We start from the raw sequence: 24,489 nt of genomic DNA, 5'->3' as shown, positions 1-24,489 counted from the left end.
CCTTTCGAGGCAATCCGCGTCAGGACTATCGGCGAACACCTGGCAGTCCTCACGCGCTCAAAAACCAGCAATCACGCCCGCCTCACAGCAAAAACGTCTCCCGCCGCTCCTCGAACCCCCTCAGTTCCCCATGCGCCAGCAACTGCCGAATCCACGGTGCCAGCAAGTCCTGGGGGCTGTCCAGCGGCGTTGGCAGCAGGGCGAAGCGCCCCCGGTTGGCACTGACATTCTCGAGAATCCGCCGATCCTGCCTGAGAATCACCGCGAACATCGGCTGCAATACCCCACGCTTGAGCCACCCCGGCAAGCGCCCACGGGCTGTGGCAATGCGTGCGAACAAGCGCAGCTCACCAGCGCCTGCCGGCACCAGCCAGGCACTGACCAGCAGGTTGAGCCCGCCCTGGCGATCGCGGTACTCGATCTCGGCCAGCCCCGGCACGCGAAAGCGCCCCATGCTCAAACTCCGCTCACCCTCGAACAACCGCGAGATCAACCCCGACTGCGTGCGCTCTTCGCTGTACTGCGCCTCGACGCCATCCTCCAGCGCATGCACCCAGGCACGAATCTGCTGGCGCTTGCGGTCCTGGCGTATCCACCCGGCGTGCACGAAAGGGGTGTGAAACCCGTCGAGGAAGTTCTCCGCCGCATCCTGCAAGGTGCAACGGACCCGGTCGCTCATCCAGAACACATCCAGTGCCTGGGTTTGCCCGGCGGGCGCCGCCGGTGGCGCCTGCGGCGGCTCGGCGTCAAGGCTGGCCCACACCAGCCCGTGGGCTTCGCAGCTGTGCAGCGCCTGCAACAGCGGCTGGCTGCAGTGTTGTTGCAGACGGCCGGGCAGCTGGGTGCAACGGCCCTGAGCATCGAAGCGCCAGCCATGGTAGGGGCACTGAATCTGCCCATCACGCACCTTGCCCGCGCTCAACGCCGCATGTCGATGCGGGCAGCGGTCGGGCAGCACGGCAGGCGTGCCCGCGCCACCGCGGAACACCACCAGTGGCTCACCGTGCAGGGTGCAGGCCAAAGGCTTGTGGTGCAGGGTGTGGCTCAAGGCGACCGGCCACCAGCCGGCAGGGGTTTTCACAGTTTGAGTTTCCTCATCAAAGGCACGCCGATGCGTTGCAGCAAGCTGGCCAGTACCTGCCAGACCAGGCGCCGGCCCAGGGGCAGGTGCGCCACGTACACCATGCTGTACTCGATCTGCGGCTGGCCACCGCGCAGGCGCTTGAAGGCTGCGGCGCCGGAGCTGAAGTTGAGCACCTGGCGGCGCTCCACTGCCTCTTGCAGGCACAGCCGGGTCAACTGGCGGTACAGGCCAATGCGTTGGGGCAGGGCGGTGTCGTAGCCAACGATCGGCGCGCTCAGCAGCGTGTCGTTGGCGAACCAACCCAGCGCCCCGTCGATGCGGCCCTCGGCGTTGCGCAGGGCGCGCAGCTGCAACCAGCCCTCGCGGTGCCCGCGTTGCAGCCAGGCGGCGCTGTAATGCGGGTTGAGGGTGCTGTACTTGTCGAGGTAAAGCAGGTTGTAAAGCTGCTCGATACGCTGAAAATCGGCCTCGGCCAGCGCCTCGCCGGGTACCACGCCATAGGGGCTGCGGCGCAGCAGGGTGGCATCCATGCAGGTGTTGTGGCGGCGCAGAAAAGCCGACTGCTCACCAAGGCGTGCGTCGAACAGGTACACCTGGCGGCTGGGGATGGCCAGGTAACCCAAGGCTTGCAGGCGTTGGCGCAGGGCGGCATTGCTGAAGTCGTTGAGCGAACGGAACGCCAGGCCATGGTCGGGGAAGCGGCTGCGCAGCAGCCCGGTGATCTGCGCAAGCTCAGCACCGGCCCAGTCGGCCGGGTACAGGTTGGTAGACAGCAGCCAGTTGTTCACCTGCACCAGGCGGTCGACCTTGGCAGCGCCGAGCAGGCGGTCGATGGCCAGGGTCAGGCACTTCAGCGGCCAGGCCAGCCAGGGGCGACGCAGGCGTTGCAGCTCTTCGCGGGCGTAGCCGCTGTAGGCGGTCTGCGGCGACACCACGTAGCAATTGCCGGCAGGCTCGGTGCCCTGGTTGATGCTGACCGGGAACTGGTGTTCACCGATATCGAGCAGGGCCAGTGCGGTGCAGACATTGCCGATCAGCGCACCGCCGGCACAGCTGCAGACGTAATGCCGGGCCAGGCTGTCGCCTGGCAGGGGTGCCTGGCCGGCCAGTTCCTCGGGCATCAGCAGCTTCATGGGTGCGGCCCCTGCAGCGGTTGGCCGTTCCATTCAATGTCGGCGGTGGAGGCTGCCAGCAAGCCGCAGCGGCGGGTCGCCGCGCGGGCGATGATCTCGGTCAGGCTCAGCACCTGGGCAAACAGCGGCCCTCGGTCGCCGCCCTGCACGATCACATCCCCGGCTGCGCGATAGTCGCGCCAAAAGCCTGCTTGCAGGGCCCGTTGCGGCGCGGCCAGCAGCCACATGGCCAGGGCGATCATGCGCGGTTGCAGGCTGGCCTGCAGTACGCCGGCCCCCTCGTCGCTCAATGCGGCCACCAGTTGCCTGCGCTGGTCGTCGAACAGGTGCACGCCGCTGGTAGCCCTGGGGTTGCATTCGAGTACATGGAAGCGACCCTGGGCGTCTTCGATGAAATCGAAACCCACCTGGCCGGTGTAGCCGGTGGCGGTGCCGAACTGCTCGACGAAAGCGCGCACCGGCGCGGGTGCGCAGCTGTCGAAGTAGATACCCGAGCCGCGCCCGACCCGGTAGCGCGGCCGGTAGCTGGCATGGGCACGCAGTTGGCCGGCCACCAGCACGCTGAAGCTGCAGTATTCCTGCCCAGCGACGAAGCGTTGCGCCACCCACGGCGCTGCGGTACTGGGGCGAACCTTGGCCAGTAGCGCGGGGCTTGGCCGTACCAGGGCCTGCGAGGCAAAGCGCGAATAGGCCGGCTTGAATACCAGGGCATCATGCTCGCCGGCCCGTGCCTGCAAGGCGCCGAGGTCATGCAGCACGTGTGTCGGCGGTGCGGCCACGGCCCAGCCCTGGGTCATGGCGGCGAAATCGCCCTTGTGGTGCAGCCGGTGCAGCAGCGCGAAATCGCTGGTGAATACCTGGCAAAGCGGGCGCAGGCGCTCCAGGCCGTGGGCCAGGTAGAACACCTCTTCACAGGTGGGTAGCAGCAGGTCGATGCGCTGCTGGTGAATGACCTGGGCCAGGGCGTCGATCCAGGCATCGGGGTTGTGGCGGGGCTCGGGCAGGCGCACGAAGCGCTCGGCTGCCCGGCTGTAGCGGCTCAACGGCTGGCCCAGCGAATCGGCGACAGTCACCGCCCAGCCGGCCTCGGCAAAGGCGCGAGCCCACTCCAGGCAGGCTGGGGCGCGGGCGCCGAGAATCAATACACGCATGGCATTCCTTCGGGCAGTTGCAGCATCAGCAGGCGGCGGCGTTTGCTTTGCGGCGGCGGCGCCTGCCAGCGGCCAAAACTCAGGCGTGGCGCCTGCAGTTGCAGCTCATGGCACAGTTCGTTCAGCGCAGCGCTCACACGCCGGGCCAGGTTTTCGGGGGCGTCGCGGGTGCGCAGGTCGACCTGCCAGTGCAGGCCTTGCTGGCGCACCTGGTACTCCTCGAGCGTCGGCCCCAGCAGCAACAGGGCGCGGCGCAGCACGTCGGGGTACAGCGGCGCCAGTTCCTGGCAGTGCAGGCGCGGCAACCACAGCACCTCGTCGGCGCGCCCCTCGACTGCTGCTATCGCCCGCTCGGCGCTGCCACAGGGGCAGGGTGTTTCGGCCACCCGCAGAATGTCATTGAGGCGGTAGCGCACGATCAACTGGGTGCGCCGGGAAAAGTCGGTGATGATCGGCTGAAAGCGCGTGCGCCCGGCATCCAGCCACTGCGGCTCGATATGCAGGTGGCTTTCGTTCAGGTGCAGGGTGCCAGCCTTGCAGGTGTAGCCGAGAAAGCCCTCGCTGGCCTGGTAGATCTGCTGCGGCCGGCGCCCGAAAGCCGCTTGCACCCGTTCGGCGTCGGTACTTTCCAGCACCTCGGCCACCGACAGGATGTGCAGCGGGCGAATGCTCAGTTGCCCCGCCAGCGCGGCCTCGGCCAGCCCGCGCAACACGGTGGCCGGTGCCACCAGCACGTCCGGGCGTTGCCGTTCAAGGCTTTCGAGTGATGCCGCCAGGCCTAGTGTGAGGTCGTGGAAGGCGAAGTCGATGCGCCGGCTGGCCAGGGTGGTGTACAGGCGGCTGTTGGCGCGCAGATAAAAGGCGATGCGCAGCGGCGCCAGCCATGGGCACACCAGCCTTGGCAGCAAGGCCCGGGGCAGGGTGCGGGCCAATAGGATGCCGGCCCAGCGCTGGCGTTCTTCGCTGCTGACCAGAAACACCCCTTGCGCGCCCGAGGTGCCGCTGGACAACCCCACGGTGATATCGCCCAAGGTCGGGCTGAAATCCCGCGAGTGTTCTGCCTTGAGGGCAATCGGCAATACCTGCTCAAGGCTCAGCCCGCGGGTGTTGAACCCGGCGAAGTCACCCATCAGCGTCTGCTTGTCCATAAACGGCAAGCGCTGCAAGTGCGCAGGCTGTGCACTTTTGAAGCGCTGGCCACGGGGCAGCACCTGCGCCATGAAGTGCGCCAGGCGCCGGGCCTGCCAGGCCTCCAGCCGCTGCCGGCTGCTAAAGCGCAGGGCATAGCGGCTGAACAAGAACGCGCCGATGCTGCGCAGGGTGCCGATCAAACGCTCACTGTTCACGACTGAACGCCTCCCAGGCCTGGGTGCAATGGGAAGGCAGCACCGCAACGGCGGGCTCCCGGCGCAGCAGTTCGCCGACTCCAGCAAAGGTCTGTTGATACTGGCGGCGATCGGCGCTAGCAAACCACAGCGCCGCTGCCGCCGGCAGGCGCCCGGCGCGGCAGGCTGGCGCCGACCAGCAGGCATCGGCCACCAGAAACGCCGGCCGGCCCTGGGCATCGGGGATGAACAGCCCCAACTGGCCGGCGCTGTGCCCCGGCAGCGGCACGCCGATCAGGCTGGCATCGCCGAACAGGTCCAGGCCGTGCTCGAACGGTGCCATCCAGCGCGGCAGGTCGCAGCGCGGGCTGGCGTCGGCCAGTTGCAGGCGCGCGGTGAAATCGTCCGGCAGCAAGGCCGGCAGATGCCCGCCCAGGGTCGCCCGCCAGCGCTGGGTACGCAGTTGCTCGAGGTGTTGGCAGTCGGCCTGCAGGGCAATGAAGCGCGCCTGGCTGAAGGTGCGCAGGCCGGCGATGTGGTCGGCATGAAAGTGCGAAATGATCACATAGCGGATATCCGCCGGGCGGATGCCCAAGCTGTGCAACTGCGCTGTCAGTTGCTCGGCAGCCGGCAACTGCACCGGTACGGCGCTGCGGTACAGGCGCTCGGGTAGCTGGCGGGTGGCGTGGAAAAAGTGCTCGGCATAGCCGGTGTCGTAGAGGATCCAGCCATGCTCGGGGTGGCGGACTAGCCCGCACAGGGCCGGGAACTCTACCGTTGCCAGGCGCCCGCCACGGTCGGCCATGCACTCCAGGTGCCGGCACCAACCGGCACGTAAAATGTGCAGTTGCACGCTACGGCTCATCGGGTGTCTCCTGGCGGGCCAGCCACCACTGTGCATATCGGGCAATGCCTTCGGCCTGGCTGATGACCGGGGCATAACCCAGCTCGCGGCAGATGGCGCGGGTGTCCAGGGTTTGGCTGAAGGCCAGCACCCCGGCGCCGTAGCGGGTGATCAGGGGTTCTGCGCCGTTGCCCAGGCGGGCCTTGAGCTCCAGCAGGTGCGCCACGCCATGCACCAGGCGCCAGGGCAGTCGGCGGGTGCGCAGCGGCAAGTGCAACTGCGTGGCCAGTTGCTGCAGCAGGTCGGCGAAGGCCATGGGCGTGGCGTTGCTCAGGTTGTACACGCACAGAGGGCGCGGCAGCGGGCGGGTCAGCGCCAGCCATACTGCGTGCACCAGGTTTTCCACGCAGGTCAGGTCCAGTTGCGCCTGGCCGCCGCGCATCAGCGGTATCGCGCCACGGCGCATTACCCGCAGCAGGCGCGGCATCAGGGTCTGGTCCCACGGGCCAAAGACTGCGCGGGGGCGCAGGATCACGCATTTGGGCAGTTGCGCCTCGGCCAGCAGCGTTTCGGCCTGGGCCTTGGTGCGCGCGTATTCATTGACCGGGGCGGGCAGCGGCTGGTCTTCGCGGATGCCTAGGCGGTCGGTGAAGTCGAAGTACAGGCTGGGCGTCGACAAGTGCACCAGCCGGGGCACGGCATTGGCCTTGCAGGCGTGAATCACCTCGGCGGTGGCGTCGAGGTTGGCCTGGCGGAACGCCTGCGGCGCGCCCCAGGGCGACGACAGCGCTGCGCAATGCACGATGGCCGCACAGCCCTGGCTGGCTTCGGCAAGGCGCTCGGCGGCCTGCGCGCTGCCATGCGCCAGGGCCAGCCACTGTACAGGTGCCGGGCTATGCGCAATGACCTCGGCGGCAGCCGTGGCGTTGCGCCCGCTGAACAGCACCTGGCAGCCCTGTGCTGCCAGGTGCCAGACCAGATGCCGGCCGATGAACCCGGTACCGCCGGTGACCAGGATCTTCATCAGAACTCCAGCACCATGCCGCCGAGGGACAGGCCGGCGCCGGTGCCGATCATCAACAGCCGCTGCCCGCGCTGGATGCGCCCGTCGCGCACGGCAATATCCAGGGCCGTGGGCAGCGACGCCGCCACCTGGTTGGCGTGGCGGGCGAAGATGTCGATGACCTTGCCGGGGCTCATGCTCAGGCGCCTGGCGGCATGGGCCATGGCCTGCTGGCTGGCCTGGTGCGGGATTACCCAATCGATCTCGGCCAGGCTCAGCCCGGCTTGGGCGAGCAAGTCGTCGAGCAGCGCGGGCAGGTATTTGGCGGCCAGGCGGAACACGCCCTTGCCGTGCATGGCGAAGCTGGTCAGCGGGGCGAAGGGCTGGTCGATACGCCGGGGGTGATAGCGCGAGCCGCCGGCCGGGATCTGGCACAGCTCGGCGCCCTCGGCGTAGGTTCTGAGCCGTGAGGCGAGGATTCTGCCGCCGCCCGGGCCGAGCACCGCGGCTGCCGCGCCGTCGCCGAAAATGCCGCTGACCTCGACCTGCTGCCAGTTGAGCCCGCACGAGGCGATATCGGCGCATACCACCAGCACACGGCGGTACTGCCCGGCCTGGATCGCCCAGGACAGGGTGTCCAGCGCTGCGATGAAGCCCAGGCAACTGGCATTGATGTCCATGGCCGGGATGCCGGACTGCCCCAGGCCCAGCTCGCGCTGCAGCAGGGCCGCGTTGCACGGCATGCCCTGGTCCTGGGTGCCGTTGGCGCAGACAATCAGGTCCAACTGCTGCAGCGCCACGCCCGCAGCTTGCAAGGCCTTGTGCGCCGCCTGGGCACCGAGGGTTGCGGCGTTGTCTTCGTGGCCTGCGACATGCCGCTGTTGCACCCCGCTAATACGTTCGACGCTGCCTGGCGCCAGGCCCAGCCTGTGGTCCAACTCGGCGCTGGTCAGCACCTGTTGCGGCAGGCTGTGGCCGGTGCCGAGGATAGCCAGCGAACGGGCAGGGCGGGGGGATGACGCGCGAGGGTGCATGAATGATCCGTCAGTGATGCAAGGGGGGCTCAGTTTACTTCAGGCTTTACCGGGCATTTACTCAGAAAAGTCGCAAGACCTTGTAGGTATTGTTCCGCCGGCATCAAGTCGGAGTGGCGCGGGATGCGGTAGGCGCGCTTCTTGCGCTCGAGCGCGGCAGAGCTGATGGCGTAGAAATCGGCGCATTCACGTATGTGGGTGATTTCATCCCAGCGCAGCCCACCCGCCCTGACCCTGGGAGGGGGCGTGAGGGTGAACCCCTGGTCGTCGAATGTCAGGCGATACCGGCCCTCGTGCAACACCAGCATTCGCCGTATGGCGCTTTCGGCAAGGCGTTCGTTGATCCGGCGAAGCCGTCTGGGTTTAGGATTTGCCAGGGCATGCCGGGCGCGACGAAGACAAAAGCACCACCAGTACGGAATGAACAGCAGCGTGGCGATCACGATGGCGATCACCTTTTCGAGCTTACCAACGTAAGGCAGGAACAAGTACACCACCGTCGCGCCAAAAGGCAGGGTCAGGAGCTGGAAGGCCGGTGTAAGCCTGAGTTGCCAGCGCCGCACCCTCTCGTGCATTCGGTCTTCCCAGGCCATTTCCTTGGCGAGTTTTTTCGCCACTCGGATTTCGGTGTGGGCCGGGGTGATGCTGTAGTGCAGTTCCATTGAGTATGCTGCCGATGTCCATGTTCGGGAGGGCCGGCAGTGTACCGGATCCAAAGTTGCCGTGAGCAACTTCTAACCGCTCTGGCACAGACTGCACATTCATAGCTGATCAAATGGTCAACCCTACTAAAGTATTGCATTGGCTACCATTCGTCGTGGGGTCTGCTCAAAAAATGAACATTCCCAATAGTTAGCGCTCTCATAATCCAGCAGGCGCGAGTGATCGGCACCGCGCAGTGCACCCAGCAAGACGAAGGACGCTGAACACCCGCCCCCATGCGCATTTCATCATGCCCATGGGTTTTTTTTAACTGAGTGATCTGGAGCAGCAACACCCCTTCGATCAGCACTCGCCTGGCGAGCTGCCGAATTACAGAACCACCGATAATTTGAGCGTGTACATGCAGGTTTGATCATTACAGTGCGATCAAGGCATTCGCCTGCCTGCGGCAAGTTAATCGAGACGGTATGAAGTGAGGATGTAGACGTGGAGTTCAATACAATTATTAGCCTGTTCGGGCAAAAAGAATCCATGGAACTGGTGCGTTTGTCAGTTGTGTATGTTCATTTACTGGCCTGTTGCGTGGCCATCGGTTTGGTCTTTGCCAGCGACGTGGCAATGGTCAAGGACCTGTTCAAGGGCCGTGGTACTGCCGGCCATGATGCCAACCACCTTGCTGGCTTGCAGAGGTCGGTGGGCAATGCGCTGATCTTCCTGTGGCTGAGCGGGGCTGCGGTGATCGGTATCGATTATGTTGAAAAGGGCATGCAGTACTTTGCCAACCCGAAACTTCAGGCCAAAGTGCTGATTGTATTGTTACTGACCTTCAATGGCCTGTTGTTGCACCGGCATGTATTGCCGGCGATGCAGAAAGTCGGCTCGTTGCTTGACCTGAACATCGGCATGCGCCTGTTCGCCCTGTTTGCCGGTGCGTTCTCCGGTGTGTCCTGGCTGTATGCCGCCATGCTCGGTGTCGGCCGGCCGCTGGCCTGGAAGTACTCGCTGAGCGAACTGCTGATGGCCTACCCGGTGTTGATCCTGCTGGGCTTTGCCTCGATGGTGGCGCTGACCCAGTGGGCGCGCCAGCGCAACAATGCCGAGCCGGCGCTGCCAGGCGTGATGCAGCCGCAGTGGGCACTGGCGGGGATTCACGCGCGCTGATTGAAGGCCCTGTCGCCGGCTTGCCAGCGACAGGGCCGGCAGGTCAAGCCTCGAGTGTACCGGCCTGCACCGGCGCAGGCTCCACCCGGCCATCGGCATGCAGCACTACCATCACCCCGTCTTCGGCACGTTGCGCCAACACCGGGGCATTGCGCCCCCAGTGCCCGACAATCGAATCGGCGCAATCTTCCAGGTAGCCAGCTTCGCCCACCCACCCGTAAACCGGCTCATGCAGCCAGCTGCCATCGGCACTGGCGATACCAATCTGCACGCCTTCGCTGCAGTACTCGCTGGGCTCCTCGGGCGCAATCGCGCACAACCAGCCGTATGCATTTGCCCATCTCATGCCGAGCAGTTCATGCACGAAGGGCAGTACCTCGCGCCTGTCGTGTATGTCGTAGATGCTCTCGAACCATTGCTCCCAGTCGTCGTGTTCGATGCAGCGTTGCATCTGCACGTAGCGCCGCTCATGCTCGGGCGGGGCGTCACATGCCTGGCCATTGCGCCAGGCAGGGCTGTTGAACACGTGGTAGGCCATGGGCACCAGCAACTGGCCGTCGGCATCGACGATGCCGTTGTCATCCCCTTGGCGCACCACCAGGCGCATGCTGCCATCGGCCCATTGCGTTGCGGCTTCGACCTCGTAGCTGGACACCCAGATACCGTCATATTGCGCATCCAGGACCAGGCGCCCTTGGGTATCGATCAGGCCCTGGTGCTCGTTGCGCTGTGGGGCCCAGGCATAGACGTCCTCATCCCAGTCCATGTCGTCCCACACGGGCTTTACCTGCCAGTTGCCTTGCCGGTCGATCACGCCCCAGCACCCACCCTCGCAGGCCGGTGCCTGGTTGGCCGGGGAAAAGTCGCCGATGGCGTCGAAACGCGGCGCGATCACCCAGTTGCCCTGTGGGTCGATGTAGCCGATATGCGCACCGCGCTTGGCACCGGCCAGGCCCTGGGCGAAGCTCCAGATGTCGTCCAGCACGCAGGGCAGCACCTGCCGACCGCTGTGGTCGAGCAGGCCAAATTGGCCGTCCTTGCGTACTGCGCAAACGCCTTCTTCGAATGCCCAGATGCCGTCGAACCCCGGCGCGACCAGCACCGGGCCGCCGGGGCTGCGGCCTTGGCGGATGCCCCAGAGGCCGTCGGCCTCGAAGCGGTACAGGCCCTCGCCCAGGTGTGCGTTGTCGAGCGCCACCTCGGCCTCGAAGGCCTCGAACGTGATCTCGGGCTGTTCTTCTGCATCGGCGAAGTAGGGGTGGCTCAAACCGCCCAGGCCGAAGCGCCAACCCCAACCGCCTTCATCCTTGATGTCCGCGACATGCAGCAGCTTGAGCACCCCTGGCACATCGTTGCCGGCCATGCGCTCGCACAATGCCAGCCAGCGTTCGTTGCATTCCTGGCGCACGGCCCGGTTAAAGCCGTCAGGGTCGTCGTCTACCAGCCAGGAGACCTCGTCGAGGTCGGCGTTGAACAGGCATGGCGCGCCGTCAAAATCGCGCGCGAGCAACTGGCCGAACCACAGCACCGCCCCTTGCAACTGCCGGCAGTAGGTTGCGCCTGGGTCGTCCGCACGCTCGGTCAAGAAGGCCGCCAGCTGCGTCAGGCGCGCCAGTGCCGCCTGGGCGGGGGCGCATAAACCCTCGGTGCCGGCATCGCCGAACACCCGCTGGGTGGTGTTTGCGCGGGTGGTTTCGCTGGTGGCCAGCAGGATTTGCCACAGCGTCGGCAGGCAGTTTTTCACGCTGGCGACTTCAATGGCCGGTGTGTCGCTGTCCTGCTCCGTTTGCAGGTACAGCCAGGCGCGGTTGCCCATGGTGACGTCCTTGTACAGGCTTGCTCGAAAAGCGCGTGATGGTAGTGGATTGCCAGTACGGTTGCGAGGCGCACGTTGCGTAAGCGCCCCTTTTCGCGCTAAACCTGCGGCGGCCGGCATTTACGGCACAACCCTGGAGAGCAGCATGATCAAAGTCGGCGAGCACCTGCCCGATGTAACGCTTTACCAGTACAGCGGCGGTGAGGGCGGTTGCCCGGTCGGCCCGCAGGGGTTTTCCGTCAGCGAACGCTGCAAGGGCCGTAAAGTGGTGATATTCGCGTTGCCCGGTGCTTTCACGCCGACCTGCTCGGAGCGCCATGTGCCAGGTTACCTCGCGCAAGCCCGCGAGCTTTTCAATGCGGGAGTGGACGAGATTCTCTGTGTGGCCGTGAACGATGCCTTCGTCATGGACGCCTGGGGCAAGACCTTCCCCACCCAAGGGCTGGTGCAGATGATCTCCGACGGCAACTGCGCCTTCACCGATGCCATGGGCCTGGCCCAGGATTCCTCGGCCCGCGGCATGGGCCGGCGTTCGCAGCGTTATGCGCTGCTGGTGGACGACGGCGTGGTGCGGCACCTCGCCGTGGATGCGCCGGGCAAGTTTGAGGCCAGTGATGCGCAGAGCATGCTGGCGGTGTTGCAAGCCCAGGCCTGACGATACACCCCTGTAGGAGCCGGCTTGCCGGCGATAGGGCCATAAGCTTCAACCCAGGTTGCAGGCCCGGCCTCATCGCCGGCAAGCCGGCTCCTACAGGGTTCGCGCCACCCCATCCATTTGCTGCCAGAGAGGCCGGATGAACCGAATCGAACTGCGCAAGGCCGACATCAACCTGATGGTGGTGTTCGAGGCGCTGATGCAAGAGCGCAACCTGACCCGCGCCGCAGAAAAGCTGTTCGTCGCCCAGCCGACCATCAGCGCCGCGCTGGCCAGGTTGCGGGTGATGTTCAACGACCCGCTGCTGATCCGCGTGGGCAACCGCATGGAGCCGTCGGCCCGGGCGGCAGAGGTGATCAAGCACCTCACCCCGGCGCTGGATGCGCTGTCCACCGCCCTGAGCCTGGCCCACGACTTCGACCCGCCAACCAGCAACATGACCTTTCGCATCGGTTTGTCCGACGATGTCGAGTCCGGCTTGTTGCCGCCGTTGCTGCGTGCCCTGCGTGAAGAGGCGCCGCATGTGGTCGTGGTGGTGCAGCATGTGGACTACTGGCGCATCCCCGACCTGCTGGCCTCGGGCGAGGTGACGGTGGGCATCAGCCAGACCCGCGGCCTGCCGGCCAATGCCAAGCGCAAGGTGCTGCGTACCATGCAGGCGCGGGTATTGCGGGCCGACAAGGCGGATACGCCGCTGACCCTGGACGAGTTTTGCCAGCGCCCGCATGTGCAGGTGTCGCCGACGGCCAACACCCACGGCATCGTCGATGACTGGCTAAAGGAGATCGACCGCTCGCGCAGCGTGATGCTGTCGGTGCCGCATTTCAGCTCGCTGCCGGCGTTGCTCGCCGACTCCGACCTGCTGGCCTGCTGCCCGGACTACGCAGCCCATGCCATGGAGCGCTGGAGCAACCTGCGCGCCGAGCCGCTGCCGTTCGAGACGCTGCCGCTGGAGTTGGCCATGGTGTGGCTGAGCACCACCGACAACGACCCGGCCGAACGCTGGCTGCGGGGGCGACTGGAGCAGCACATGGCTGCCGGCGAAGGGGCTCGATAGCAGGCCCGACGCAATCGCCGGCAAGCCTGCTCCTGCAGGGTCATGCCAAGCCTATGGCCTGCGCTGTACCTGTAGGAGCAGGCTTGCCTGCGATCACCGGCGCAGCCGGTGCCATCCATCGCGCCCCTGATTCGATTCGCTCAAGGCTCCTGCAAGCTACCCAGGGCCTGCCGCCCCTGTGCCGACAACAACGGCTCCAACTGTTGCCAGCTTGCGCTCACATCCACATCACAACCATCGCCCCTGGCGTGGTTGCTCAAACGCATGCCCTGGGTGTCGAAACTCAGGTCATAGTCGCTGTAACTGGCCACATCCGGGCAACCGTCATCCGCTTCGGCCTGGGTGCGCAGCCAGGTGGCGAACGGTTTGCTCAGGCTGACATGCCCGCCGTAGGGGCTGTACCACTGGTAGTGCATGCCCAGCCAGGCCCAGGGGTCGACGCTTTCACCGGTGCGCAGGTTCCAGCTGTGCAGCCCCCAGCCGATGCCGTTGGCGCCCATGCCTGCGGCCCAGCGATAGAACCTGACGGTGAGCCACCCCGAAGCCCGGTATACAGGCTCCACGCTGATTTCGCTGGTGGCGACGTAGCCGTTGTAGCCCAACGAGCGGCGGCGCTCGTCGAAGTACTGCTCCTGGGCTTCGGGGTCAACCGCAAGCCGCGCCAACTGCTGGTTGACCCTGGCGATGACAGGGCCATCACCCACCAGTTTGAGCGTGACCTCGCCGCCTTGGGTTTTGGTCTGGTAGGCATGCCCGTCGAGGGTGGTCTTCTGCACCTTCACCGGCAGCGGTGCGGCCTCCATCGGCGCGTTGTAGTCATCGCCGCCGCAGTTTTCGGCGCTTGAGCGCGTCAGTGTCACGGGCAGCCCCTTGCTGCCCTTGGCCTTGCTCCAGGTGCCGGTCAGGCTGTCACCTTGCGCGGCGTTCATTTGCCACAACCCGGTATCGCCTTCTTCGGCCCAGGGCCCGCCTGCGGCTTTAGGGGCCAGGCGAATGGGGGCCAGAAAGCGCTGGTAGTAGTAGCTGCCGCTCTCGGTGTCGGTGTTGAAGCAGGCCGTGATCGCGCTCTTGCCCAGTGTGCCGCGCCAGACGCCGGCAAGCTCGGTGGCGGCGTTGGCAGGGCCCGCCGCAATGCTGAGTGCCAGCCCGGCAAGGGTGAGGCGCAGCATGCCCGCCTCACTGCTCGCCATGGGCAGCCTTCCATTCATCGATGTAGGCCTGGTAGGCATCCTGCTCGGTTTCGACCACTTGGCCTGCGTAAGTGGCAAACAGCACGCCCGGCAGTTGCAGGCCGCGCTCGCGCACAGTGGCAAGGTCGGGGACGAAGTTATCGGCGAACGGGTCGAAGGCGATGCCGTAGCTGCTGAAACCGCCCTCGGCGAAGCGCTGCACAAGGCCTGCGTAGAAGGCGGTTGCGTCGGACTCGGCGCCGGCTTGCCACCAGCCCTGGCCGTACCAGTACAGCAGCAGCGCGGTACCGGCGTCACACAGCGGGTGGGCGAGGATGGCCCGGGGCGCCAACAGGCCGTCGTCCCAGTTCAGGTGGGCGGCCAGGTAGTGGAGTTCTTCCTTGCTTTGCAGGTCGGCCACGCACACCAGGTCTTGCGGCGCCTTGTAGAACTGCTCGCTCCAGTAGGTGAGGGTGTCGCGCATGTCGGCGTCTTCGAGCATGCCCAGCAGGGTGGCACGGTCGGCGATGCCGTTGAGTTCGGCACATTCGCTGGCACGCAGGAATTGCTCGCGGGTTAGCAGGTGGGGCATGGGGTGCTCGTCCTTGATAGAGGGTGGCAAAGCCGGGGTTGATAGCCCAGTTGGCCGGCAATATCAAGGGCGCTATGCGTTGCCTGGCTCAGGCCACCAGGCCCTGGGCGTTGGCGGCGGTGATGGCGAGGATGAACAGGATATAGCCGAGGATGGCGGTGTAGGCGCCTTGTTTGAATGCAGTGGCCATGTTGGCGGCTCCGGCGGTGGCTTTGTGTGGCTCAAGCATGCTGGAGCTGACAGGTGGGCGGAAACGATGGTTGGCGATGGTGATTATCAGGCCGGTCGATGATGGCTGGGCGGGCCTGAAGGCCATGCGGTCCATGTGGGAAGCGGCCTTGCCGGGGCGCCGTCCGGTCGAGATGGGCTGCGTAGCAGCCCCAGCAATTTTGCATGATGCAGAGATCGTGGGGCCGCTACGCGCCCCATCTCGACCGGACGGCGCCCCGGCAAGGCCGCTCCTACAGAGCGCGCGAACAGCCATAAGTCACAGCAACCCCTGCAGGCTCTGCAGAATGGCCCCGGCATCGTAGGGTTTGCGAATCACCGGCACCTGCTGCAAATGCCCAGGGATGCTCACGCTGTCGCCATACCCGGTGGCGAACAGGAACGGGATGCCCCGGCGCACCAGTTCATCGGCCACGCAGATCGAGGTGCCCGTGCCCAGGTTGATGTCCAGGATTGCGGCATGCGGCGTGCGGCTGCCCAGCAGGCGCAGCGCCTCGTCCTCGGAGCTGGCGGTGATCACGTCCTTGATCTGCGCATCGTTGAGAATCTGCTCCAGGCCCACGGCGATCACCAGCTGGTCCTCGAGAATCAGCACGCAGGTGTCGCTGTGCGCGGCGAAGGCACTGGCGGCAGGCACCGGCGCTGCGGCCGGGCGGGCGGCTTCGGCGGCCTCGATCACCGTCAGGTGCCGGGCCGGGATCCTGAAGAAACCCTGCAGCCCTTCGGGCAGGTACTGCACGCTGCTGGTGCCGCCCAGATCGAACGGGATGCTGCGGTCGATTAGCACGCTGCCAAAGCCGCTGCGATTCGGCGCGCGCACTGTCGGGCCGCCGCTCTCGCGCCAGGTGATGTCGCAGGCATTGCCGGCATCCAGCGCCCAGCTCACGCTCAACTTGCCACCGGCCTTGGACAGCGCGCCGTACTTGGCGGCGTTGGTTGCCAGCTCGTGCAGCACCAGGGCCATCACCGAAAACGCACGGGCGTCGAGGATCACGTTGGGCCCGCACAGCTCGATGGCCTCGGCCGAAGTGCGGTAGGGCGACAGCTCGGCCTCTAGCAGCACGGCCAGACGCCCGCCGCCGTCGCCGCGCACCACCTGGTCGTGGGCCAGGGACAGCGCGTGGATGCGGCCCTTGAGCGTGGCCACGTAGTCCTTGAGGGTCTGGCCTTCCGTGGTGGGGTGGGCCACCAGCGCGCCGATCAGCGAGAGGATGTTCTTTACCCGGTGGTTGAGCTCTTCGTTGAGGATGCGCTGGCGCACCTCGGCCTTGGAGCGCTCGTTGGCCAGCAGCTCGCTGTTGTGCAGCGCCACCTCGACGATGGCGGTGCGGATGGCCTCGCCGAACTGGCGGTCCTGCTCGCTCCAGGGCAGCGACTGCTGGTGCACGGTCTCCTTCCAGATGGCGAAGCTCTTGCGCGGCGTCAGCCGGTCGCCCAGCGCGCCGCTGCCGTAGGTCTTGTTCGGATCGCCGGCCCAGTCCAGGGTTTCGACCACCTCCTTGCGAAACAGCATCAGGTAGTCGCGGGGCTGCTGCGACATGGGAATGACCAGCACCCCGGACACCTCGGCGAAATACTCCTGGGCCGCCGGGTGCGCCATGGACAGGCGGTTGGAGGCCCAGGTGCGGCCTTCGCAGACCCCCTCGGCCAGGCCCAGCAGGTCGGGGATGGCCGACTTGGGCGGGGTGAGCCCGGCCGACGACCAGCGCCCCTGCAGCGACATGCCAATGCCGTCGCAGGGGATCAGCGACTGGAACTGCGCCAGGCGCGAATGGAAGAACGCCTCGATGTCCTGAGCATGGTTGGCGTCGCGCAGCAGGGCGTCCAGGGCCTTGTGCACCTTCACCGCGGCTTCGAGGTTTTGCCGGGTGCGCAGGGTCTGGATGTGCAGCGAGAAGAACTCACCGAACATTTCTGCCGCCACCCGCTGGCCCATGGCCAGGGTGCGTGGCGCGTAGTGGTGGCAGGCGATCAACCCCCACAGCTCGCCGTTGACGATCACCGAAATCGACATCGAGGCGCCCACGCCCATGTTGGTGAGGTATTCGCAGTGGATCGGCGAGACGCTGCGCAGGTGGGCGTAGGAGAGGTCCAGTGGTTCACCGGACGGGTCGCGCACAGGCTCGATCGGCACGGTCTTGAACTTGGTGTCGGAGATCACCCGGATCGGGTTGCGCAGGTACAGGGCGCGGGCCTGCTGGGGGATGTCCGAGGCCGGGAAGTACTGGCCGAGGAAGCTTTCCAGGTCGCCGCGCTTGGCCTCGGCCACCACCTTGCCGGCGCCGTCCGCGCCCAGCTGGTAGATCATCACCCGGTCGTAGCCCAGCACCGCCCGCACGAAGCGGGCGGCATCGCGGAACAGCTTGGTGGCCTGGTCGACTTCGCGCAGTTGGGCGATCAGCGTGCGGGCCAGCTCGATGGGCTCGGCGATGCTGGCACCGGCCGGCTCGAATTCGAGAATGGCTGTGCCCTTGAACAGATGGGCGCTGATGTCGAAGGCGCGGCCGTTGGGCAAGTGCACGCCAAAGGTCAGCGCCGGCCGGGTGGCTTCGCGGGTACGCGCCAGGGCATTGCGCAGGGTATGGGCCAGCTCGGCGCCGAGCAGGGCGTGCAGCTTCTGGCCGTTGATCTCGCCCTGCACCCCGAGCATCTCGGCCACGTTCGCCGAATGGCGCAACACCGTGACCGCCGACGCATCGCAGGCCAACAGGCAGCCGTGGGGTTGGATACTGCCCGGAATCTGGATCGGTTCGCGGTCGCAGTTGGTCAGGTTGACTTGGGGGGCGTGGGTCATGGGGGCCTGCTGGAGGGGGCGGAGTGATGGCTCAGGTACAGTACAGCATTGGTTGGGCAAACGTGGGAGTGTGCAGGCCAGATTTGTGCGAGGCATCTTCGTTCCCTGTGGGAGGCGGCCTTGCCGGGGCGCCGTCCGGTCGAGATGGGGCGCGAAGCGGCCCCAAAGCCTCGGCCTCATGCAAATTTGCCGGGGCTGCTGCGCAGCCCATCGCGACACAAGGCCGCTTCCCACAGGGATCGAGCCAGCTTTTAGAAATTGAGCAAGACAGTTGCTCCTACAGGTACCGCATCAACCCATCGAGTCCGACCTCATCGCCACCCCGGCGCCGACAGGCATTCGACAAAAAAGTCCGCCAACGCCTGCACCTTCCTCGGCCTGGCCCGTGCCGACGGGGTGACGAAGTACAAACCGCCCTGGGTCATGCCCCAGTCCGGCAACACCCGCTGCAGGCGCCCATCGGCCAGGTATTCGGCGGCGATGAATTCCGGCAATTCGGCAATCGCCACCCCGGCCAGCAACGGCGCCACCAGGGCATCCGAATTGGTCACCCGCAACGGACCGTGCGGGGTCACGTCGTACTCGCCGCCATCGCCATGGGTAAAGCGCCACACCTGGCTGCGCGCACGGTAGGCGTAACTCATGCAGGCATGGCTGGCCAGCTCACGCGGGTGCTCGGGGTGGCCTTGGCGCTCAAGGTACGAAGGCGCCGCCACCAGGTACTGGGTGACCGAACAGATACGCCGCGCCACCAGTGAGGAGTCGGGCAGGGCGGCGATGCGCAGCGCCGCGTCGAAGCCATCGGCCACCAGGTCCACCGTCGAGTCCGACAGGTGCAGGTCCAGCTCCAGCCCCGGGTAGCGTGCCAGCAGGTCTGGCAACAACGGCGCCACCCAGCGCAGGCCGAACGACATCGGCACTGCCAGGCGCACCAACCCACGCGGCTGCTGCGACAATTCCTGGGCTTCGCTTTCCATCTCTTCGGCCTGGCGATATAGCGCGCTGGCCTGCTCGACCATGCGCTGGCCAAACTCGGTCAGCGACAGCTGGCGCGAGGTGCGGTTGAACAGGCGCCCGCCCAGGCGCTCTTCCAGGCGTGCCACAGCGCGGGACACCGTGGGCACCGAGACACCCATGGCCCGCGAGGCGGCGGCGTAGGAGCCTTCTTCTGCCACCTTGGCGAACATCGCCAGGCCTTCGAAATCAGGGACTTTTGGCATTTCAAATCTGCAACGATGGGTTTCAAATGATTCTATTTTGAAAGCAAGCCAAGGTCGATACGCTTCTCCCACACCCAATCGCTACCCCAAACGGGAGAAACACCATGAGCAAGAAACTTGAAGGCAAGATCGCACTGGTTACCGGCGGCACCACCGGCATCGGCCTGGCCACCGCCAAGCGTTTCGCCGAAGAGGGCGCCCACGTGTACATCACTGGCCGGCGCCAGGCCGAGCTGGACAAGGCGGTGGAACTGGTGGGCAACGCCACCGGTGTGGCAGTGGACTCCACCCGCCTTGAGCAACTGGATGCGCTGTATGCCCGCATCCAGCAAACCCACGGCCACCTCGATGTGCTGTTCGCCAATGCCGGCGGTGGCTCGATGCTGCCCCTGGGCGAGATCACCGAGGCGCACTACGACGACACCTTTGACCGTAATGTGAAGGGCGTGCTGTTCACTGTGCAGAAGGCGCTGCCGCTGCTGGCGAAGAATGCCTCGATCATACTCACCGGCTCCACCGCCGGTAGCTCGGGCACTGCGGCGTTCAGCGTGTACTCGGCGTCCAAGGCCGCCGTGCGGGCCTTTGCCCGCAGCTGGATCCTCGACCTGAAAGACCGTGGCGTGCGGGTGAACACCCTGAGCCCCGGCGCCACCCGCACACCTGGCCTGGTAGACCTGGCCGGCCCCGATGCCGCGCAGCAGCAAGGCCTGCTGGACTACCTGGCAGCTCAGGTGCCGCTGGGGCGGGTAGGGGAGCCTGTGGAAATCGCCAATGCGGCGGTGTTCCTGGCCAGCGACGACGCAAGCTTCGTCAATGGTGCCGAGTTGTTCGTCGATGGCGGGCAGGCGCAGGTCTGAGTGGGCGTCGAGAATGCCGGGGGCGCCTTGCGCCCCTTTCGCGGCACGAGGCCGCTCCTACAGGAGGCCGCTTCCCCTGGAGCGGCCTCGTGCCGCGAAAGGGCTGCAAAGCAGCCCCGGCGGCCTCAAGGTATACACAAATAACGAAAGGAGTACAAATGTGCTCCATTCGTAAAACCAAGACCTCAAACTGCATTCAGTGCATCATGAAGCACCTCCCGCACAGTCTCTGAACCATGACCCGCCCGCTGTTCATCTCCCTCGACGGCCCCAAGGGCACCGGCAAGACCACCTTGCTGGAAGCCGTCACCCAGGCCTTGCGCGCAAAAGGCCATAAGGTCATCCGCCTGAGCGAGCGCAACAACGACCCGTACCGCGCCGAAACCATGGCCCTGGTCAACCAGCTGGCGCGTAACCCCTGTGCGCAGCTGGAGCTGCAGGTGTGCGAGCGCCTGGCCGACAGCCGTGCCTGGATTTCCCAGCATGTGCTGCCCAACCAACCCGCCGGCAGCCTCGTCCTGATCGACCGCTGGTACCCCTCCGACGCCGCGTTCCGTCGCCTTGTACCCTTTGCCGAGATTCTGCACCTGAACCTCGAACGCAAGGTGCAGGTGCCGAACCTGATGGTTGGTGTGGTCACTGCGCCGCAAACGTCCTGGGCCAGGGCCGCGGCACGCACCCGTGGGCTGGGCAGTACGGTGATGTTCACGCTGCAGGAACAGGTGGCGAGTACTGAAGCCTTCGAGCGGGCGGCGCTGGAGCAAGGCTGGGTGTTGTGCCGCAATGAAGGCACGGTCGAAGCGGCGACGCAGCAATTAGTGGGGGAGATCCTGCAGCTGTTGTAGAACGTGGGAGCGCATGATCGCCAGGCTTGTGCGGTACCTGTAGGAGCCGGCTTGCCGGCGATGAGGCCGGCACAGGCGGCACAACCCTCAGCGCTCGGCCGCAATGCGCACCAACAGGGGCAACACCAACGCCCACAGCCCGGCCAACAGCAGCGCAGTCACCAGCGGCCCCAGGGGCAACGCAACATCGGCCAGCCTCGCACCCCCCAGGTACGCCAGCGGCCCGCCCACGGCGCCGGCCAGCGCCCCAAGCCACAACGGCCGCCCGGCCCAGGCCAGGCTGTGGCGCAAACCGCTGGCCAGCACCAGCCATAACAAGGCCAGCCAAAGCGGCAATGGCCAGGCGTCGAAAGCGAACACCCCCAGCGCCGCCAGCAGGCTGTCCAGCAGCCAGCCAAGCAGTGCCACCCGACACAACGCCTTGGCTTCACCGCTGGGACTCAGGCGCAAGTGCAAGGCCAGCCCCATCAAAACCGGCAGCAACAACCAGGGCCGTTGCGCCCCCAGCACGCACAACCACCAGCCGGCTTGTAGCCACAGGGCGTTGGCCAGCCGCCAGTGAACCTGGCCGGTCACGGCAACGGCGCGCAACGTGCAGCGGGCCCTGCCCACAACAACTGGGCCACGCCGATGGCGCGCTCCTCGAAACCGCCCTGGCAATAGCACAGGTAAAACTCCCACAAACGCTGGAAGGTTTCGTCGTAACCCATGCCGGTCAGCGCGGCCCGGGCCTGGCGCAGGTTGTCGCACCAGTGCTGCAGGGTAAGCGCGTAGTCGGCGCCGAAGTCTTCCAGGTGCACCAGGTTGAGCGCCGACTGGCGGCTGGCGGTGTGCAGCATCACGCTCAGCGACGGCAGCGCGCCGCCGGGGAAGATATAGCGCTGGATGAAGTCCACCGAGCGGCGCGCCTGCTGGTAGCGCTGGTCGCGGATGGTGATCGCCTGCAGCAGCATCAGCCCGTCGGGTTTGAGCAGCGCGGCGCACTGGCGAAAGTAGGCGGGCAGGTAACGGTGGCCCACGGCCTCGATCATTTCGATGGACACCAGCTTGTCGTAGTGGCCGGTGAGGTCGCGGTAGTCATCGCAGCGCACCGTCACCTGCTGCTCCAGGCCCAGGGCCTGCACGCGCTGCAAGGTGTAGGTGTATTGCGCCTGCGAAAGCGTGGTGGTGGTGACCTTGCAGCCGTAGCGGGTGGCAGCATGGATGGCCAGGCTGCCCCAGCCGCTGCCGATTTCCAGCAGGTGGTCGGCGGGGTTTAGCTCAAGCTTTTGGCAGATGCATTCGAGCTTGTGCAGTTGGGCCTGCTCCAGGGGCTGGCCCGGGTACTCGAAGCGCGCGGCGGAGTACATCATGCTCGGGTCGAGCAACTGCTCGAACAGCGCATTGCCCAGGTCGTAGTGGGCCAGAATGTTGCGCCGGGCGCCGCGCCGGCTGTTGCGATTGAGCTGGTGCAGCAGGCGCAGGGCCGGGCGCCCCAGGCGTGCCAGGCCGCCTTCGAGGGCGTCGAGCACCGTGAGGTTGGCGACGAACAGGCGGGTCACGCGGGCCAGGTCCGGGCTGCGCCAGTAACCATGGATATAGCCCTCGCCGGCGCCGATCGAGCCATTGCCGGCCAGCAGGCCCCAGGCCGCATCGTCGAGCACCTCCACCTCAGCCTGCAACGGGCTGCTTGCATCGCCGAAGCTCCACTGCCGGCCGTGGCTGAGCAGGCGCAGGTGGCCGTGGCGCAGCTTGCCCAACTGGGCGAGCACGGCGTTGCGCGCCAGATTGCCTAGCCAAAGCGTCAGGCCCTCGGGCTTGCTAACGCTCAGGGTGCTGTTGGGCATGGTCAGAGTCCTCGTTGGGTTGGCCGAGCGCCAGGTGGCCCTGGGCTTGGGCATGGTCATGGACGGGGGTACGTTTGAGCAGCAGGCGCAGGGCCTGCCAGTAGATGGCCGTAACGGTGCGCAGGCTCATCCACGGGAAGGCCAGGATGTAGCGGTGCAGCGCCTTGCGATCCAGCGGCTGGCGCTGCAGGGCCAGGGCGGCGGCAAACACCTGCTCTGCGCCTTGCCAGTTGTGCATGTGGATGCGCAGCCGCGCCGCATCCAGCTTGAAGCGCAGGTGGTAGTGCATGTTCAGCGGCATGAACGGCGACACATGGAATGCCTTGGCCACCTTGAAGGACCCCGCTTGGTTTTGCTGCACCGGCAGCACGTAGTGAAAGCGCTCGCGCCACGGCGTGTTGCGCACCTCCAGCAGAATCGCCGCCAGTTGCCCGCCTGCTTCATGGCAAAAGTAGAAACTCACCGGGTTGAATGACAGCCCCCAGCAGCGCAGTTGCGTCAGCAGGTGCACCGGCCCGCTGGGCGTATGGCCGCAGGCCTGGCCGACCAAAGTACGTGCAGCTTCAGCCAGGGGCATGCCTTGGCCGGTCAGGGCCGGCAGGTAGTCGGTTTCACGCCAGCACAGCGGCGCCAGGCGCCAACGCCCGAGCCAGCGCGACAGCCCCAGCCAGGCGGCCTGTTCGTCGAGGTCCAGGTAGAACATGCCCACCCGGTAACGGAAGGCATGGGCCCGCGGTACTTGGCGCCGGTGGCTGACCCAGCCCAGGCATAGGGCGCTGTTCACAGTTGCTCGCCAAAGTGCCGGGCCACGGCCAGGGCGCTGTTGACCCCGTCTTCGTGGAAGCCGTTGCCCCAGTAGGCGCCGCAGAAGTAGCTGTGCCGCTGGCCTTGCAATTGCTCTTGCCGGGCCTGTGCGGCAAGTGCGCCCTGGCTGTACTGCGGGTGGGCGTAGCTGTAGCGGGCGAGGATCTGCGCCGGGTCCACCAGGGCGGTCTGGTTCAGGCTGACGCAGAAGGTGGTTGGCGCTTGCATGCCCTGGAGGATGTTCATGTTGTAGGTCACCGCTGCGGGGGCCTGCTCGAGGTCGCCCAGGCGGTAGTTCCAGCTGGCCCAGGCGCGCCTCGTCCGTGGCAGCAGGCGGGTGTCGGTGTGCAGTACCACGTCGTTGGCTGCGTAGTGAATCGCCCCCAGCACCGCGTGTTCCAGGGGGCTGGGGGCTTCCAGCAAGGCCAGGGCCTGGTCGCTGTGGCAGGCCAGTACCACCTTGTCGAAGCGCTCGCTGCCGGCAATGCTGAGCAGGGTGACGCCGGCCTCGTCGCGGCAGACCCGCTGCACCTTGCAGCCAAGGCGGATGCCACCTTCGAATGGCCGGCACAGCGGCGCCACATAGCTGCGCGAACCGCCCTGGATCACCCTCCACTGCGGGCGCTGGTTTACCGACAGCAGCCCATGGTTGCGGCAGAACGTGACGAAAAAATGCAGCGGAAAGGCCAGCATGTCGGCGCGGGACATCGACCAGATCGCCGCCCCCATCGGCACGATGTAGTGCTCGATGCAGCGCTGGCCGTAGCCGTTGTCGGCCAGGTAGCTACCCAGGCTGGTACTGGCGTTGATGCGCCCGGTGTCCAGGTCGGCCACCGCCTGGCGGTTGAACCGCAGGATATCGCGCAACATCCCCCAGAACCCTGGCGACAGCAGGTTGCGGCGCTGGGCAAAGAGCGTGTTCAGGTCATGGCCGTTGTATTCCAGGCCGCTTGCCGGGGCATGCACGGAAAAACTCATCTCGGTTGGCTGTGAAGCTACCCCCAGCAACTCGAGCAGGCGGATGAAGTTGGGGTAGGTCCAGTCGTTGAACACGATGAACCCGGTGTCGATGGCATGGCGCTCGCCCTGCCAGTCGACATCCACGGTATGGGTATGCCCGCCAATCCAGGGTTCGGCCTCGAACAGCGTCACCCGGTGCTGGCGTGACAGCAGGTAGGCGCAGGTTAGGCCGGCGATGCCGCTGCCGATAATGGCGATGTGCATTGGC

22 protein-coding genes are annotated in these 24,489 nt (G+C 66.1%); 5 read left to right on the top strand and 17 right to left on the bottom strand.

Annotated elements, in window-relative coordinates; genetic code table 11:
- Positions 1-82: 82 nt before the first annotated feature.
- Genes KSS94_RS14050 through KSS94_RS14015 form a run of 8 tightly spaced genes read right to left on the bottom strand, consistent with a single transcriptional unit; the run spans position 83 to position 8,236 of the window.
- On the bottom strand, positions 83-1,081 hold the full coding sequence (locus tag KSS94_RS14050; RefSeq protein ID WP_217838711.1) for a Rieske 2Fe-2S domain-containing protein: 999 nt from the start codon (positions 1,079-1,081) through the stop codon (positions 83-85).
- The gene (locus KSS94_RS14045; protein WP_217838710.1) at positions 1,078-2,217 is read right to left on the bottom strand and encodes a hypothetical protein; all 1,140 of its coding nucleotides are present in this window, start codon (positions 2,215-2,217) and stop codon (positions 1,078-1,080) included. Before KSS94_RS14045 ends, KSS94_RS14050 begins: the two co-directional genes overlap by 4 nt.
- Entirely contained in the window at positions 2,214-3,368 is a 1,155-nt protein-coding gene (locus KSS94_RS14040) for an ATP-grasp domain-containing protein (RefSeq protein WP_217838709.1), read from the bottom strand. Before KSS94_RS14040 ends, KSS94_RS14045 begins: the two co-directional genes overlap by 4 nt.
- Entirely contained in the window at positions 3,356-4,714 is a 1,359-nt protein-coding gene (locus KSS94_RS14035; protein WP_217838708.1) for a F390 synthetase-related protein, read from the bottom strand. The genes KSS94_RS14040 and KSS94_RS14035 overlap by 13 nt, the downstream gene beginning before the upstream one ends.
- A complete protein-coding gene (locus tag KSS94_RS14030) occupies positions 4,704-5,558 on the bottom strand; it encodes an MBL fold metallo-hydrolase (RefSeq protein ID WP_217838707.1) in 855 nt (284 codons plus the stop codon). The genes KSS94_RS14035 and KSS94_RS14030 overlap by 11 nt, the downstream gene beginning before the upstream one ends.
- Entirely contained in the window at positions 5,548-6,561 is a 1,014-nt protein-coding gene (locus tag KSS94_RS14025) for an NAD-dependent epimerase/dehydratase family protein (RefSeq protein ID WP_217838706.1), read from the bottom strand. The genes KSS94_RS14030 and KSS94_RS14025 overlap by 11 nt, the downstream gene beginning before the upstream one ends.
- Positions 6,561-7,574, bottom strand: coding sequence for a beta-ketoacyl-ACP synthase 3 (locus tag KSS94_RS14020; protein ID WP_217838705.1), 1,014 nt, complete (start codon positions 7,572-7,574; stop codon positions 6,561-6,563). The genes KSS94_RS14025 and KSS94_RS14020 overlap by 1 nt, the downstream gene beginning before the upstream one ends.
- Positions 7,575-7,603: 29 nt before the next feature.
- On the bottom strand, positions 7,604-8,236 hold the full coding sequence (locus tag KSS94_RS14015; RefSeq protein ID WP_217838704.1) for a hypothetical protein: 633 nt from the start codon (positions 8,234-8,236) through the stop codon (positions 7,604-7,606).
- A 532-nt stretch (positions 8,237-8,768) separates the two neighbouring features.
- Between KSS94_RS14015 and KSS94_RS14010 the strand changes: the two genes are divergently transcribed.
- Positions 8,769-9,398: a hypothetical protein gene (locus tag KSS94_RS14010; RefSeq protein WP_217843596.1), complete on the top strand. Its 630-nt coding sequence runs from the start codon at positions 8,769-8,771 to the stop codon at positions 9,396-9,398.
- 43 nt (positions 9,399-9,441) lie between these two features.
- Here the strand turns inward: KSS94_RS14010 and KSS94_RS14005 are convergent, their stop codons facing one another.
- Entirely contained in the window at positions 9,442-11,214 is a 1,773-nt protein-coding gene (locus KSS94_RS14005; RefSeq protein ID WP_217838703.1) for a WG repeat-containing protein, read from the bottom strand.
- A 145-nt stretch (positions 11,215-11,359) separates the two neighbouring features.
- Between KSS94_RS14005 and KSS94_RS14000 the strand changes: the two genes are divergently transcribed.
- On the top strand, positions 11,360-11,869 hold the full coding sequence (locus KSS94_RS14000; RefSeq protein ID WP_217838702.1) for a peroxiredoxin: 510 nt from the start codon (positions 11,360-11,362) through the stop codon (positions 11,867-11,869).
- A gap of 139 nt (positions 11,870-12,008) precedes the next feature.
- Positions 12,009-12,926: a LysR substrate-binding domain-containing protein gene (locus KSS94_RS13995; RefSeq protein ID WP_217838701.1), complete on the top strand. Its 918-nt coding sequence runs from the start codon at positions 12,009-12,011 to the stop codon at positions 12,924-12,926.
- Between the two features lie 140 nt (positions 12,927-13,066).
- Here KSS94_RS13995 and KSS94_RS13990 read toward each other — a convergent pair whose 3' ends face one another.
- The 4 genes from KSS94_RS13990 to KSS94_RS13975 all read right to left on the bottom strand — a co-directional run bounded on the left by KSS94_RS13990 (position 13,067) and on the right by KSS94_RS13975 (position 18,929).
- Entirely contained in the window at positions 13,067-14,116 is a 1,050-nt protein-coding gene (locus KSS94_RS13990; protein ID WP_437179975.1) for a hypothetical protein, read from the bottom strand.
- Positions 14,103-14,687: a DUF4274 domain-containing protein gene (locus KSS94_RS13985; RefSeq protein ID WP_217838700.1), complete on the bottom strand. Its 585-nt coding sequence runs from the start codon at positions 14,685-14,687 to the stop codon at positions 14,103-14,105. The genes KSS94_RS13990 and KSS94_RS13985 overlap by 14 nt, the downstream gene beginning before the upstream one ends.
- Positions 14,688-15,174: 487 nt before the next feature.
- Entirely contained in the window at positions 15,175-17,709 is a 2,535-nt protein-coding gene (locus KSS94_RS13980) for an HWE histidine kinase domain-containing protein (RefSeq protein ID WP_217838699.1), read from the bottom strand.
- A 311-nt stretch (positions 17,710-18,020) separates the two neighbouring features.
- A complete protein-coding gene (locus KSS94_RS13975; RefSeq protein ID WP_217838698.1) occupies positions 18,021-18,929 on the bottom strand; it encodes a LysR family transcriptional regulator in 909 nt (302 codons plus the stop codon).
- Between the two features lie 104 nt (positions 18,930-19,033).
- On the opposite strand from KSS94_RS13975, the gene KSS94_RS13970 reads away from it, so the two are divergent.
- Both KSS94_RS13970 and KSS94_RS13965 read left to right on the top strand, forming a co-directional pair.
- A complete protein-coding gene (locus KSS94_RS13970; RefSeq protein ID WP_217838697.1) occupies positions 19,034-19,786 on the top strand; it encodes an SDR family NAD(P)-dependent oxidoreductase in 753 nt (250 codons plus the stop codon).
- Positions 19,787-20,022: 236 nt separating this feature from the next.
- A complete protein-coding gene (locus KSS94_RS13965) occupies positions 20,023-20,631 on the top strand; it encodes a dTMP kinase (protein ID WP_217838696.1) in 609 nt (202 codons plus the stop codon).
- Positions 20,632-20,718: 87 nt separating this feature from the next.
- Here KSS94_RS13965 and KSS94_RS13960 read toward each other — a convergent pair whose 3' ends face one another.
- The 4 genes from KSS94_RS13960 to KSS94_RS13945 are packed head-to-tail and all read right to left on the bottom strand — an operon-like array spanning position 20,719 to position 24,485.
- On the bottom strand, positions 20,719-21,222 hold the full coding sequence (locus KSS94_RS13960; protein ID WP_437179974.1) for a DUF2878 domain-containing protein: 504 nt from the start codon (positions 21,220-21,222) through the stop codon (positions 20,719-20,721).
- Positions 21,204-22,457 (bottom strand): SAM-dependent methyltransferase, encoded by a 1,254-nt coding sequence (locus KSS94_RS13955; protein ID WP_217838695.1) that lies wholly within the window; start codon positions 22,455-22,457, stop codon positions 21,204-21,206. The genes KSS94_RS13960 and KSS94_RS13955 overlap by 19 nt, the downstream gene beginning before the upstream one ends.
- A complete protein-coding gene (locus KSS94_RS13950; protein ID WP_217838694.1) occupies positions 22,432-23,241 on the bottom strand; it encodes a DUF1365 domain-containing protein in 810 nt (269 codons plus the stop codon). The genes KSS94_RS13955 and KSS94_RS13950 overlap by 26 nt, the downstream gene beginning before the upstream one ends.
- Positions 23,238-24,485 (bottom strand): NAD(P)/FAD-dependent oxidoreductase, encoded by a 1,248-nt coding sequence (locus KSS94_RS13945; RefSeq protein WP_217838693.1) that lies wholly within the window; start codon positions 24,483-24,485, stop codon positions 23,238-23,240. The genes KSS94_RS13950 and KSS94_RS13945 overlap by 4 nt, the downstream gene beginning before the upstream one ends.
- Positions 24,486-24,489: the final 4 nt, after the last annotated feature.

The organism is Pseudomonas fakonensis, from assembly GCF_019139895.1.
Taxonomy (GTDB): Bacteria; Pseudomonadota; Gammaproteobacteria; order Pseudomonadales; family Pseudomonadaceae; genus Aquipseudomonas; species Aquipseudomonas fakonensis.
Note: the sequence above shows the minus strand (reverse complement) of the source record. Positions and strands in the feature narration are given on the sequence as shown.

Bases quoted from the DNA above. Each gene is read 5' to 3' on its own strand.
- KSS94_RS14005 (WP_217838703.1), bottom strand. From the start codon at position 11,214: ATGGGCAACCGCGCCTGGCTGTACCTGCAAACGGAGCAGGACAGCGAC.
- KSS94_RS13965 (WP_217838696.1), top strand. From the start codon at position 20,023: ATGACCCGCCCGCTGTTCATCTCCCTCGACGGCCCCAAGGGCACCGGC.
- KSS94_RS14000 (WP_217838702.1), top strand. From the start codon at position 11,360: ATGATCAAAGTCGGCGAGCACCTGCCCGATGTAACGCTTTACCAGTAC.
- KSS94_RS13970 (WP_217838697.1), top strand. From the start codon at position 19,034: ATGAGCAAGAAACTTGAAGGCAAGATCGCACTGGTTACCGGCGGCACC.
- KSS94_RS13955 (WP_217838695.1), bottom strand. From the start codon at position 22,457: ATGCCCAACAGCACCCTGAGCGTTAGCAAGCCCGAGGGCCTGACGCTT.
- KSS94_RS14010 (WP_217843596.1), top strand. From the start codon at position 8,769: ATGGAACTGGTGCGTTTGTCAGTTGTGTATGTTCATTTACTGGCCTGT.
- KSS94_RS13990 (WP_437179975.1), bottom strand. From the start codon at position 14,116: ATGGCGAGCAGTGAGGCGGGCATGCTGCGCCTCACCCTTGCCGGGCTG.
- KSS94_RS14030 (WP_217838707.1), bottom strand. From the start codon at position 5,558: ATGAGCCGTAGCGTGCAACTGCACATTTTACGTGCCGGTTGGTGCCGG.
- KSS94_RS13980 (WP_217838699.1), bottom strand. From the start codon at position 17,709: ATGACCCACGCCCCCCAAGTCAACCTGACCAACTGCGACCGCGAACCG.
- KSS94_RS13945 (WP_217838693.1), bottom strand. From the start codon at position 24,485: ATGCACATCGCCATTATCGGCAGCGGCATCGCCGGCCTAACCTGCGCC.
- KSS94_RS14025 (WP_217838706.1), bottom strand. From the start codon at position 6,561: ATGAAGATCCTGGTCACCGGCGGTACCGGGTTCATCGGCCGGCATCTG.
- KSS94_RS14045 (WP_217838710.1), bottom strand. From the start codon at position 2,217: ATGAAGCTGCTGATGCCCGAGGAACTGGCCGGCCAGGCACCCCTGCCA.
- KSS94_RS13975 (WP_217838698.1), bottom strand. From the start codon at position 18,929: ATGCCAAAAGTCCCTGATTTCGAAGGCCTGGCGATGTTCGCCAAGGTG.
- KSS94_RS14040 (WP_217838709.1), bottom strand. From the start codon at position 3,368: ATGCGTGTATTGATTCTCGGCGCCCGCGCCCCAGCCTGCCTGGAGTGG.
- KSS94_RS13985 (WP_217838700.1), bottom strand. From the start codon at position 14,687: ATGCCCCACCTGCTAACCCGCGAGCAATTCCTGCGTGCCAGCGAATGT.
- KSS94_RS13995 (WP_217838701.1), top strand. From the start codon at position 12,009: ATGAACCGAATCGAACTGCGCAAGGCCGACATCAACCTGATGGTGGTG.
- KSS94_RS14015 (WP_217838704.1), bottom strand. From the start codon at position 8,236: ATGGAACTGCACTACAGCATCACCCCGGCCCACACCGAAATCCGAGTG.
- KSS94_RS14020 (WP_217838705.1), bottom strand. From the start codon at position 7,574: ATGCACCCTCGCGCGTCATCCCCCCGCCCTGCCCGTTCGCTGGCTATC.